Source organism: Roseomonas sp. CAU 1739, from assembly GCF_039839775.1.
Lineage (GTDB): Bacteria > Pseudomonadota > Alphaproteobacteria > Acetobacterales > Acetobacteraceae > Neoroseomonas.
In genome coordinates this window covers 1-12,952 of the sequence record NZ_JBDOQQ010000029.1, presented here as the reverse complement: position 1 = coordinate 12,952, position 12,952 = coordinate 1, and the positions used below count along the sequence as shown (strand labels likewise).

The 12,952-nt window shown below is 65.6% G+C and carries 7 protein-coding genes; 2 read left to right on the top strand and 5 right to left on the bottom strand.

Going from position 1 to position 12,952, the window contains the following annotated elements:
* The 3 genes from AAFN86_RS27780 to AAFN86_RS27770 all read right to left on the bottom strand — a co-directional run bounded on the left by AAFN86_RS27780 (position 1) and on the right by AAFN86_RS27770 (position 4,236).
* On the bottom strand, positions 1-1,296 hold the full coding sequence (locus AAFN86_RS27780; protein ID WP_347546875.1) for a glycoside hydrolase family 130 protein: 1,296 nt from the start codon (positions 1,294-1,296) through the stop codon (positions 1-3).
* Positions 1,293-3,638, bottom strand: coding sequence for a glycosyltransferase family 4 protein (locus AAFN86_RS27775; RefSeq protein WP_347546874.1), 2,346 nt, complete (start codon positions 3,636-3,638; stop codon positions 1,293-1,295). The genes AAFN86_RS27780 and AAFN86_RS27775 overlap by 4 nt, the downstream gene beginning before the upstream one ends.
* Before the next feature lie 385 nt (positions 3,639-4,023).
* Complete coding sequence (locus tag AAFN86_RS27770) at positions 4,024-4,236, bottom strand: cold-shock protein (RefSeq protein ID WP_347546873.1); 213 nt, start codon at positions 4,234-4,236, stop codon at positions 4,024-4,026.
* Positions 4,237-4,722: 486 nt separating this feature from the next.
* On the opposite strand from AAFN86_RS27770, the gene AAFN86_RS27765 reads away from it, so the two are divergent.
* Positions 4,723-5,277, top strand: coding sequence for a sigma-70 family RNA polymerase sigma factor (locus AAFN86_RS27765; RefSeq protein ID WP_347546872.1), 555 nt, complete (start codon positions 4,723-4,725; stop codon positions 5,275-5,277).
* Positions 5,278-5,469: 192 nt separating this feature from the next.
* Here AAFN86_RS27765 and AAFN86_RS27760 read toward each other — a convergent pair whose 3' ends face one another.
* A complete protein-coding gene (locus AAFN86_RS27760; RefSeq protein ID WP_347546871.1) occupies positions 5,470-5,997 on the bottom strand; it encodes a PRC-barrel domain-containing protein in 528 nt (175 codons plus the stop codon).
* A 265-nt stretch (positions 5,998-6,262) separates the two neighbouring features.
* On the opposite strand from AAFN86_RS27760, the gene nhaA reads away from it, so the two are divergent.
* Complete coding sequence (gene nhaA, locus AAFN86_RS27755; protein ID WP_347546870.1) at positions 6,263-7,657, top strand: Na+/H+ antiporter NhaA; 1,395 nt, start codon at positions 6,263-6,265, stop codon at positions 7,655-7,657.
* 989 nt (positions 7,658-8,646) lie between these two features.
* Here nhaA and AAFN86_RS27750 read toward each other — a convergent pair.
* A complete protein-coding gene (locus tag AAFN86_RS27750) occupies positions 8,647-12,909 on the bottom strand; it encodes a chemotaxis protein CheB (RefSeq protein ID WP_347546869.1) in 4,263 nt (1,420 codons plus the stop codon).
* Between the last annotated feature and the right edge of the window lie 43 nt (positions 12,910-12,952).

The following is a 12,952-nucleotide window of genomic DNA, read 5'->3' as shown; positions in this document are numbered from 1 at the left end:
TCAGCTCATTGCTGCGAGCAGATCCGCTACGGGCATCACGGCAAAGCGCGTGGCGGTATCTGAAGTCGCGTAGGGCAGGATCAACCTTCCTGCATGCGCCAAAGACCCGCAGGAATAGACGACGTTCGGCACATAGCCATTTCGCTCGGCCCCGATCGCCGTGAGCAGAGGCTTGCGCAACCGCGCGATCATCCGGCTTGGATCATTCAGGTCCAGCAGCGCCGCGCCGATGCAGTACCGACGCATCGGGCCCACACCATGGGTGATGACAAGCCAACCTTCCGGCAGTTCGATCGGGCTGCCGCAATTGCCGATCTGCACGAATTCCCAGGGCTCCGCCGCGGAGAGGATCTCCGTCGCGTCGTTCCAGACGTGTAGGTCGTCGGATGTCACCAGCTGCAGCGTCTCACCATCCGAGCGCGCCAACATCGCATAACGTCCGCCGACGCGACGCGGGAACATCGCCATGCCCTTGTTGCTGACCGCATCCCCACGCAGCGGTATGAAGGAGAAGCGCCGGAAATCATCGGTCCGAAGCATCTCGGGCGCGATCTCCCGCCCGGAATAGGCAGTGTAGGTGGCGAAGTAGGTCGCGCGACCGTCATTTTCGACGAAGCGGACCAGGCGCGCATCCTCGATGCCGTTGCGCTGCTGCTGCGTGATCGGGAAGATGACGCGCTCGCCCAGGTCCGTGCCGGGTTGAAAGGTCACATCGTAGGCATCGGCCAGCCGCGCCGCGGTGCTGCGCCGTGGGGTCGTGGCGAAGCGGCCCGGTGGATCAAGGCGGATCTCGCCCGCCCCGGTGACCACGCCGGAGCAAAAGCAGATAGAGCTGATGTGGCCCTCGCCGGTGGCGCGGAGACTCATCACGAAGCGCAGCTCTCCGGCCTCAAGACCCGTCTGGTCGGGATGCGGGACGATCGATGGGTTGAACAGCGCGCTCGACTGAAAGGTGTACTCGTTGCTGAAGAAGGCTCCGATCAGCAATCGGCGCGACTCGATCGGGTCTTCCTCAAGGCCCAGCAGGTCGCGGATCTGCGCGTACCGCTCGGCGAGGGTGGTCGCGAGGTCGGCGTGTCGCGCACCAAAGTCGCGCAGCGTTGTCGCGAACTCCGATTCGACCGCCGCCACGTCCATCGCCAGGATCCGGTCGATCAGGCGCGTCGCGCGCAGCAGGTCCGACCGATGCAGGTCCCGCGGATCAAGGGCGGAGAGAAACGGACGCAGAATGACCCGGGCGGGGTCGGGTTCGATCAAGATCGGCAGCCTGACGAGGCCGGCATAGTTGTCGGTCACTCGGCGACCTGCACGAAGCTTTCAGCAAGGCTGAGTGACGCCGCAGTCAGCGCAGCGCGAAGCTCGGTCGAAGCCATCAGGAAGGCGAGAGTCGATTCTGCACCCTGGTTTCCGTTTACACGGTCACACAACAACCCGTCACAGCATCCGCCGGTACGTGCATCATACAGTGGCTGCCCGAGATCATTGTCGCCGAGGAACCAGGCGAAGGCGCGCTGGGCCTCGGTCAGCCAGTCCTCATGGCCCGTCACGCGCCAGGCTTCGAGGCACGCACCGATGGTCGCGGCGGCCTCAAGCGGCTGTTGGTCAAAGACCGCGCGTTCGCCATCTCGATGCCAGAAGCCCTCGGAGCCGATTGGGCGGAAATGCCCGGCCTCCGCAGTCTGGGCCTGACAGAGCCAGCCAAGCGCCTCGATGCCGAGCGCGACCCATTCCGGCCGCCCGGCCTGATGGCCAGCAGCAATCAGCGCCTGCGGCAGGCGGGCATTATCGTACGAGACGACCTCCTCGAACCAGGTCCAGCCTGGGCGTCGATTGCCGCGCAGGTGATCGTAGAGTCGTTCCGCGAGAGCCGACCGCAGCCGTACCAAGCGCATATCCTCCGGCCGTGCGGCCAGGGATTCGACAATGCCCAGCAGGGCGAAGGCCCAAGCGCGCTGGGAGGTCAGCGCAAGCACGGGCGGCGCGGCCCGTTCCAGCAGGCCATAAGCCCAGGCGCGATGCGACGCGTCGGTAGCCTTTGCCGCCACGGTGCCGATCGCCCAAACGGCGCGGCCGTGGCTGTCGTCGGAACCGGCGGCTTCCAGCCAGCGTCTGTCATAGGCCATGAAGTTGCGGAACCGCCCGGCCCCGGCATCCCAGGCGTGTTGCACGAAGGCTGCCGTGATGCCGAATAGATCACCCGCGGGCGACGACGCCGCGCGGCCGCCAGTCAGTTGCGTGGCAAGGATTAACCCGCGGGCATTGTCGTCGACACAATAGCCATGTTCGCGGTCGATGATCGCCAACGTCGCGTGCTGGGCAAGTCCGGTGGCATCCAGCAACTGCGCGAGATGCGCAAGGTTCACTGGCGGGACCATGCCGCCCTGCGGTGAGACGCTGCGCCGCAGCGAGGCCACGACGCCAGCACCCCCCGCCTTCGCAGGCGCCTTCAGCTGTTGCGGCCTTGCACGACGCGTCGCTTCCAGCCGTGCCTGGTCGAAGACGGCACGATATCGCTCGCCGATGCGCGACCACCGCATGTCGTGTCCAAGCGTATAGGCCGTCTCACGCATCGCCCGCAGCCGGTCAGGGTCGGCGAGCAGGCCCACCACCGCGGCTGCAATCGCCGGCGGATCGGCGAAGGGCACCAGCACGCCGCGCCCCTCCGCCAACAGTTCCGCAGCATGCCAATAGGGTGTCGAGACTACCGCCTTCCCCATCCCGAAACTGTAGGCGAGTGTTCCCGAGACACTCTGCGCCTCATTCAGATACGGGGTGAGGTAGATATCGGCGGCGGCAATGGCGCGTGTCAGCGTCGGCAAATCGACGAAGCGGTCGAGGAAACGCACATGGTCGCTGACGCCGAGTTCCGCCGCGAGGCGCTTGAGGGAGTCGCGATGCGCTTCGCCGTCCCGTCGCAGGATATTCGGATGGGTGGCGCCGACGACGAGATAGAGTGCATCCGGTCGGCGCGCGGCGATGGCAGGCATGGCGCGAATGGCCTGCTCAATCCCCTTGCCTGGCGACAGCAGCCCGAATGTGAGCAGCACTGTCCGCCCGACGGCGTCGAACTCGGCCTTGTGCCCGGTGGGTGGCGTCTCGGCCGGCATATCCGGGATACCGTGCGGAATCACGGTGATGCGGTCCGCGGGGACGTTGTGAACGTTGGTGAGGATACGCTGCGACCGCTCGGTCATCACTACAAGCCGCCCGGCGTGGCGGATCACTTCCTCCATCACGCGGAACTGGCCGCGCGTGGGGCGGTCAAGCACAGTGTGCAGCGTCGCCACCACCGGCATCGTGGCACCTTCGAGCAGGGTCAGCACCCGTTCCCCATCGCGATCGCCGAAGATGCCGTATTCGTGCTGGACACACAGGATGTCGGCGTTCACTTCGCCGAGGAATTCAGCGGCACGGCCATAGGCGCACGTATCGTTCTCCGGGATCTGCAGCCAGACCTCCGGCGGATAGGCGTGGCAGGCACCCGCCTCTGTCATCGCCATGACGAAGCATTCGGCGTCGGGCAGCGCGCCGGCGACGGCACTGCGCAGGTCGCCCGTGAAGGTGGCGAGGCCACACATCCGCGGGGGATGATTGCCAAGGAAGGCGATACGGTTGAGCGGTGGGACTGACGACTTCATCGTGGCATGGCTCCTGATCCGCCCGGGGGATGGTTTTGGGTCCAGTGCGCGAGATTCGATAGCACTGGAGGGATCACCGACCCTGCTTTCCCATCAGCGGCTCGACACGTGCGATCTGCGGGTCACCGCAGCGCGCGTTGAGGCGGGGGCGTCACACGCCGCCTACACGAACCAACAGGCCGAGACAGACCTATTCGTCATCACGCGCGGATACCAGATGCACGTCACGTCCGACTGAAACGCCGATGTCGCGCTGACGTTTCGTTTGAATCCCGAGAAGGCCTCATGCTGAATGCAGATCGAGGCCAACCTGTTCCGCAAGTACCGATGGACGGAGCGTGTGCTCCTCGCTCATCGAGATCATCGCACCGCGGAGCTGCCGCGCCTAGTTCTGCGCAACCTTCAGATTGCCAGCCGAAACCTTGCCTTGCTGGCCCTGCTGGAGCTCATATTCCAGCTTCTGGCCTTCCTTCGGGCTTTCGATGCCCGCGCGCTCGACGTCAGCAGCGTGGAGGAAGACGTCCTTCGATCCATCGCTCGGCTGGATGAAGCCGTAGCCCTTCGTCGCATTGAACCACTTCACGGTGCCTACAGCCATTGTGATGCTCCTCGCATAAAGCGCTGCCGCCGCGCTGGAACGCGCGGGGTTCAAGCCTCGTAGGGAAACATGCACCGGACTCGGGGCTCGATCGTGAGCAAGGAGGGCAGGCCGGACCGGACGATTCTGACCCTTTCCAAGTGGGACGTCGCCGCACGCTCTACAACCCTGAACGAGGCAATACCGTACGACAGCGCGACAGGTGTGCTCGTCACGAAGCTGCACGTGCAGTAGCCACGATCGAGCCAGGTTATCGAACGGCTCCGCATGCTGATCAGCAGGCCGTCCATGCCGGCACTGAGTAGAAGCCGATGCTGTCGCGACCGTCACGTCGATGCATAGATGCGTCACGATGTCTGCTCGCCCTGAGCGGCATGCATCCAAGAGCTCGCGATCATGTACCTGACGGACGTTGTAGCCGCGGGCTCTCCATGACCGCTGGCGGCCTTCACTTCATCATTGATGCATCGAAAGAGGAGAGTGGCCATGAGGCCGCTTCGACTGCCTGACTCGCAATTCAGCGAGCGTCCGCCCGCGATGGCGATGAATTCGCCAATGCCAAGCGTTATGGACGCGTTGTTCGCGGCACTGCCTTCGCTGCGAGGCTACGCGCGCGCCCTGACCCGCAATCATCACGACACCGAAGACCTGATTCAGGATTCCATCGTCCGCATACTGGCCGCGGTGGATCGATTCCAACCAGGGACTAACTTTCGTGCCTGGGCCTTCACCATCGTGCGCAACCGCTTCCTCACCGCATATGTGAGGAGCAAGCGACGGCTCGTATGCATGGATGCGGTGGATCTGGACAATGCGAGCACCGCGCCCACGCAGATGCAGGGGCTGGAGCTCCAGGATCTGCAGCGGCAGTTTGAACTTCTGCCCATCAAGGCGCAGTTCGTTCTGCGGCGTGCTGCTGACGAAAAGGTTCCCTATGCGATCATCGCGAAGGATTCCGGGTGCACCGTCAACACCATCAAGAGCCGGGTGCATCGTGCGCGGGCCGCAATGCGGAAGCAGATGCAGTCTGCCTATCACTAGTCCGCTCGATACGCGACGCGGACCAAGACGACATTCAGACACGGTCTCCCAGGAACAGTGCCATCGCTCAGGGCACCCCGGAAAGCACGATATACGACGAGGGACGGAGTGGACTATCACGCCTCCAACCCGCAGCGTCGGTACTCCGTACGACGCTGCGGTGCGCTCACGTCGGCGCGGCGCTATGCCGGATCAGCCGCGGGGCTCGTAGGTGAAGGCCGGCCGCGCGGCCAGGTTCTCCTTCGTCGCACTGGCGAACTGCCAACGGCTCGTCTGCTGGTTGTAGGTCAAATCCCGCAGCGGCACCGTCACCAGACGGGAGCCCATGCCCAGGAACCCGCCGATCGAGAGCACGGCCGTCGGTCCGGCAGGGCCGGTCCCAAGGATCAGGTCGTCCACGGAGCCGATCGAATCGCCTCCATTGTTGTAGACGGTGGAGCCGACGATGCGGCTCGTCCGCTGCTCTGCCGAAGCGTGGGTCGGCATCGGCGAGACACCCGGCGCGGCGGCGGCCGGTGCGACCGCGACGGATGGAGCGGGCGGTGTCGTCGGGGTGGTCGTCGTCGTCGAGGAGGCGATGCCGGGCACGGCTGGCTTCGCCGGCGTCGCCTGCGGGGCGGCGGGGGCGCGCGTATCGGCGGTCTGCGCGTACGCCAACATTGGCACGACGAGTATCGCGCTGCAGACGGTGGCTTTCAGCATCAGGATGCGGGGGGTCATGGGTGGCATTCTCCGGGAGGTCGCTGGTCGGCGGATATGCCGATCGAAAGAGCAACCGGCGCAGACCCCTCAGGTTGCCTGGGCTCGGATAGAGTTTTGAATCGTGCACCGATCCCGCACCGGCCCCCACATGATCGTCTACGGCTGACCAAGCGCGTGAGGGCCGACCAGGCGTGCCGGAATCGACGTACCGCAAGGTACCACCGTCCTGCAGCGACCACGTGTCATCACCATGTTCCAAGCCTACGCAACGGAGTCAGCCGGCTTGGATCAAGACCAGAAGGCAGACCCTCGGCTCGGGCGATTGCCCAGGGAGCCCATCGACCGGTTCACCAGGCCCCTCGCGCGGTTCCTGCGGATCGAGACTGTCAGCGGCGCCGTCCTTCTCATCGCTGCCATGGTCGCCTTCGGACTGTCGAATTCGGCGTGGGCCGATGGCTTTCTGGCCTTCTGGGACACACCCATCGGCCTGCGTGCCGGCTCCTTCCAGTTCCAGCGCCCGCTTCGCGACTGGATCAACGATGGCCTGATGACGTTCTTTTTCTTCGTCGTCGCGCTCGAACTCAAGCGCGAACTGGTTGTCGGCGAACTCAGGGAGCCACGCATCGCCGCATTGTCGATCGCTGCAGCAGCGGGCGGCATGCTGGCACCGGCGGCAATCTACCTCGTGCTGCAATTCGGCCAGCCCGGCGAACACGGTTGGGGCGTCGTCATGGCGACCGACACCGCCTTCGTCATCGGGTGCCTTGCGCTGCTGGGGCAGAATGCGCCGCGGCGGCTGCGCGTTTTTCTGCTGTCCCTCGCGGTGGTTGACGACATCGGCGCCATCCTGGTCGTCGCGATCGGCTACAGCAGTGGCGTCGGCTGGACCGCGCTCGCGGTCGGCATCACGGGCCTCGCGGGCGTGTATGGCCTGAGGCAGCTCGGCATCCGGAGTCTGCTGGTCTATGTGCTGGCGGGCATCCTGATCTGGCTTGCCATAGATGCCTCGGGGATCCACCCCACGGTTACGGGCGTGGCGCTCGGTCTGCTGACGCCGACGCGCGGCTGGGTCAGCGACCGGCGCCTGCGCGCCATCCTACGTCGCGTCCTCGCCTATCCACCCGGCAACCATTGGAGCGGGGATACCGAGGACAGGAAGTTGCTGCGCTCGGCTGGCAAGGCGACGCGGGAGGCACTGGCGCCGGTGGAGCGACTGGAATTGATCCTGCACCCCTGGGTGGCACTCGGCGTCATGCCGCTGTTCGCACTGGCCAATGCAGGTGTGCATGTTTCCCTCGCCGGTCTTGCCAATCCGGTCACCTTGGCCGTGGTGATCGGCTTTGCTCTTGGCAAACCGGTCGGAATTCTGGCTTTCGCCTGGCTGGCGGTACGCTCGGGCATGGCCGTGCGACCGAGGGCCCTGGGCTGGGGCGTGCTGGCCGGCGGCGGCATGCTCGCTGGCATCGGCTTCACCATGGCGTTGTTCATTGCGGAGCTTGCCTTCAAGGATGAGCTGCTTCAGGCCGCGAAGCTCGGCATCCTGGTCGCCTCCGTCATCTCGGCGGCGGGGGGACTCTCGCTGCTGGCATGGCTTGGTCATATCGGGCGCCGTCGGGCGGCTATCGCGGGCGCTGCCGATGCCGGGCAGCACGAAATCATGCCTCTCCGTGCCCTGTGATTCCACGGTGCGGATCACGACGTGCACGGTGCAGGCACATCGCTCGCGGCCAAGCGGACCGCAACGTGACATGAGAATGCGCCGGACGACCAGCGTTGTGCTGCGCCCGCCAACCACAGGAGAGAGCAATGGCCAAGAGTCAGAAGCGGAACAGCCGGGAAGCGAAGAAGCCCAAGCAATCCAAGGTGAAGGTGATCGCCGCTGCGTCTCCCTTCTCCGCTACAAGGGCGCAGTCAGCGCCCCCGCCAGCCCGAAAAGGGTAGAGACATCGGGGATCGGGGCCGCCGACGGCGCGCTGCATCGGACAGGCGGCCCAATGACAATGCCCTGTCATGCGAGCGGGGGTTCGGACGACGCCACGGTTCGCATGCGACTTGATGGTGTCATGAAGAATGCGCCGGCCCCGGGGGGGGCAATACGAGGCCGGCGCGGCCGAGGGTGTCTGGGAAGGCCGGAACTTAAACCCACCCATCGACACTCGGTACCTGGGACATCTCGAACAGGATCGAGAGATCTACGGCCAGCATCCTGACGATGCAGGCGGAAGCATCCAGATCAGTGTCGGGATGCCGAACCATCGCGGGACGCGTCAGCGCCTGGATGTCCAAGAACGACCGAAATGGCAACCGGAGCCCCGTAGCGGCCGCGCGCCACACGTCCCCGCATCTGTGCAATATCGCCAAGTGTGACGCTTCCAGCGAAGGCGCGTGAGACGACCCCGTGGTCAAACACGATCGTCAGCAGGCTGTCTGTCGGGGAGCGCGATGGCAACTGCGTCATGGTGATCTCCAGGATCCCGCGGGCACGTGAGGCCGATCGCCGAGCGACAATGGCACAACCGCGAGTGTCGGGGGTTATCGGCCCGGATCGTGGTTGGCTCTGCAGTCACCTCGGACGGCCCTCACGGGTGCCGGCATGGCCAGGAGACGCCGCCACGCACCGAGGTGCCAGCCTCGGAAACTACCTAACCGCGGAGCGCCGGCGACCACTCATGGTTGTGCGCCTGCGGCCGCGGCGAGGGCCAGTCGGGCCAAGGCAGGCAGTGACGCAGCCCCGGTCTTCCGCATGACCGCGGCGCGGTGGTTCTCCACGGTGCGCTGGCTGATGCCCAGATCCGCGGCGATGTTCTTGCTGGGGTGTCCTGCGAGAACCCGATCCATCACCTCGCGCTGCCGTTCCGTCAGGCCTGCGATGCTGTTCGCAGCACTGTCGTGCCAGGCCAGTCGCTTACTCGAATCTCGCGCCCGCTCGAGCGCCCGGCCGATGCTGGCGAGCAGATCGTCCCGGCTGACGGGCTTCTCGATGAAATCCACGGCACCCGCCTTCATGGCCTGCACCACCATCCTCACATCACCATGGCCGGTGATCATGATCGTCGGCAGCCGATGTCCCGCGGCCCGGAACCGATCCAGCAGCTCCAGGCCATCCATCCCGGGCAGGCGGGCATCGACCAGCACGCACCCCTCGCCGTCAGGCCGATAGACATCGAGGAACGCCTTGGCGTCTGCATGATCCTCGACAAGCATGCCCGCATCCTCAAGCACGGCCCGGATGGCGGCGCGCACCTGGCTGTCGTCGTCGATGATGAATATGGTCGGCGACGCCGCGTCGGCGGTACGCGCCAGGGATGGCGCTGACACGAGGACGTGTTGAATCGTCTCGGTCAGTTCGGGCAGCTTCACCGGCTTGTGCAGCCGCACGCAGTCCAGCATTGCAATCTCGCGAAGCGTGCTGGTCGAGATGTCGCCGGTCAGCACGATGGCTGGCACATGATGGTGCAGCCTTTTCCGCAACGTCGCGGACAGTTGCAGGCCATCCATGCCGCCCGGGAGGTTGTAGTCCACGAGAAGGAGATCCGGGCGGAGGCCTCCACCTGCCACCAGCTCGAGCGCGGTGCTGCCGTCGGGTGCCGCGATCACCCGATGGCCTTCTTCCTCCAACACCCGGGTCAGGAGATCGCGCACCTCGGGATCGTCCTCGGCCAGCAGGATCACGCCACTGCGGCGCGCGCCGTCTGAATCATCGGCCTGCACTGTCGTCGGTAACGGAAGCGCATCGGAGCCACGCGGGGCCAAGGCCACATCAATGCTGAAGACCGAACCCCGACCAGGCTCGGAGCGAACCTTCACCGGATGTCCGAGCATCGCACCGAGGCGCCCGACGATCGACAGGCCGAGGCCGAGACCGCGGCTGCGCTCGCGCGCGGCATTGTCGACCTGATGATACTCATCGAAGATCGCCTGCTGTTCGTCCGGCGCGATGCCGATTCCGGTATCCCAGACTTCGATGCGAAGCCTCCCTGCGTGCCGACGGCAACCGAGCAGTACCTTGCCTTGCCTTGTGTACTTGAACGCGTTCGACAACAGGTTGCGGATCATCTGCCCGAGCAGGCGCTGATCGGTGCGTACCGACAGGCCGCAGGGCACGACATGCAGCACAAGCCCCTGCGCGCGCGCGTGATACGTGAATTCCTCGTGCATCCGGGTCAGGATGTCGTTCACGGGAACGCTCGCGACCTGCGTGGTCACGGTGCCCGTCTCGATCTGATTGATGTCCAACAGCGTGTTCAACATGCTGGACATGGCGCTCAGGGTCGGATCCATCAGGGCCACCAGATCTTGCCCCGGCTTTCCCTGCACGGCCTTCGCAAGCAATCCCTGCAGTAGTACCAGCGTCTGGAGCGGCTGCCGGAGATCATGGCTCGCCGCGGCAAGGAAACGCGACTTCGCGACGCTGGCCTGCTCGGCGAGGTGCTTGGCGGCCTCCAGCGCCGCGGTTGCGTGCTTGCGTTCGGTGGTGTCGGTGAAGGTGATGACGACACCCTCCACCCGGCCATCATGCGTGCGATAGGGCTGGATCCGCCGCATGAACCAACGGCCGTCCCGGCCTTCGATCTCCCGGCCGTTCGGGACCGCCGTTGTCAGCACCGCCTGTGCATCGGCCAGGAGGGTCTCGTCGGTCGCCAGCGAACGCAGATCGGCAAGCGGCCGCCCGACATCGCCTGGGATGACTTGAAACAGCGCCTTCGTGGCAGGCGTGAAGAAGCGGATCCGGAGGCTTGGGTCGAGGAAGATCGTCGCCACATCCGTGCTGTACAGCACGTTCTGCAGGTCGTCCGACGTCGTGCGCTGCCGTTCGAGTGTCTCCTGGAGCTGGCCGTTGAGCGCCGTCAGCTCCTCATTCAGCGACTGCAGCTCCTCCTTCGAGGTTAGCAGCTCCTCGTTCGCGGATTGGTACTCCTCGTTGATCGAAAGCGCTTCGTCATGGATCGTCTTCTGCTCATCCGCGGCGCGTTCCAGATTATGGATGGCCGCCTGCAGTTCCTGGCGTGTGGCTTCGAGTTCCTGCTCAAGCTCGGTGGCCCGCGGGAGTTCCTTCGACCCCGCGGCAGCACCCGGCGTGGCCATCAGGGCCGGCGCATCGACGAAGCAGATCAGGAACAGCGTCTCGCCATCGTGCAGCACTGGCCGCACGTCGATATTGAATCGCGTCGGCGTGCCGTCCTGTTGCGTGCGGCCGCCGGGAAGGATGATTCGTGCCCTTCCTTCACCGGCTTTCTGGATCGCCGTACGCAGCCTGGAGCGCAGAGCCGGTGGGGCCATGGCGAGCAGATCGTGGGTCGGATGTCCCGGCGGCAAGCGCAGGTATCGATCCGTCGGCCCCAGGGAATAGAGGCAGACGCTGTTGCGATCGATCAGGACCGCTGCCGGCGCAAATGCGTCGATGACCAGTCGGCGGCACAGCTCGGCCAACACCGCGGGGCGCATGGGCGCGACGATCGGCCCGAGGCGAGCCGCGGCCCGCGCACCATCATCAATGGTGCTCGCAACGCGGAGCTCGCTGGAACGGCTGCGGCCGATGCGGCGATAGATACGCTCCGTTCCGGCAATCGCCGCGAAGCCGTCATCGCCGCTGCCCACCGTCTCTGCACTGCCGAGTAGCAGCACGCCGCCAGAGCGAAGGGCGAAGTGGAACAAGGCGATAATCCGGGCCTGTGCCTCGGGCCCAAGATAGATGAGCAGGTTCCGGCAGGAGACGAGGTCGAGGCGCGAGAAGGGCGGATCAGCCAGAATGTCCTGCACCGCGAAAATCACCCTCCCGCGCAGGTCCGGCAGGACGCGGTAGCCTCGATCCTCCTGGGCGAAGAAGCGGGCGAGTCGCGCGGGCGACACCGCCTCCGTGATGCTGTCCGGGTAGAGACCCTCGCGCGCGCTTGCGACTGCATCCGGGTCGATATCGGAGGCGAAGACCTGTAGCCTGATGTCGCTGCCTGTCGCGGCGATCTGTTCCAGAATGAGCATCGCCAGCGAATAGGTCTCCTCACCCGTGCTGCATCCCGCGATCCAGATGCGAAGCGGACGGTCTGGCGGATGGTTGCGCACGAGATCCGGCAGAATGGCCGCTTCCAGCGCGTCGAATACCTTTTGGTCCCGGAAGAACCGGGTCACGTGGATATGCAGGTCCTTCGCGAGTTCCTCGAGTTCCTTGTCATCGCGCCGGAGCAGATCGAGGTAGCGATCGAGCGACCTGCGTTCCATTCCTGCCAGCGTCATGCGGCGCTCGGTGCGTCGCCGCAGGGTGCCCGGCTTGTACAGCGCGAAATCCTGCCCGGTCTTGGCAGCCAGAAGGGCGATGATGTCGGGCAGGTAGTCCCTGTCGGCGGCATCCGCCGGCGTGCGATGGCCCGGACGCAGGAGAGCGTTCGGGATCTCGGCCACCGGCAGGACGAGATCGACCGCACCGGTGGCCATCGCCGCGCGCGGCATGCCGTCGAAGGCGGCCTCGGTCGGATCCTGCGCGATGACGAGGCCGCCTTTGTCCTTCACGGCGCGCGCGCCGAGGCTGCCATCCATCCCCGTGCCGGAGAGGATCACGCAGATGGCGCGCGGGCCATATGCACCAGCCAGCGAGTGCAGAAGGAAATCGAATGGCAGGCGCGCACCGTGGCGCGCCTGCGGTGGCGACAGGTGCAGCGCGCCGCCCTGGACGGAAAGGTATGTGCCCGGCGGGATGAGGTAGAGGTGGTCCGGCTCCAGCGTCATGCCGTCTGCCGCCTGGCGCACCGCCATCGCGGTGTGCCCGGCGAGCAGGTCCACCATCATGCTCTCATGCGTCGGGTCGAGGTGCTGGATCAGGATGAAGGCCGTGCCATTCCTGGCAGGCAGCGCATCCAGGAGTCTCCGGCAAGCGTCGAGGCCGCCGGCCGAAGCGCCGATGCCGACAACCGGGAAGGCATCAGGGTCAGCGCTCAAAGGCGACGATTGCCGCGATCGCGGCTCCGCCGGATTCAGGTCA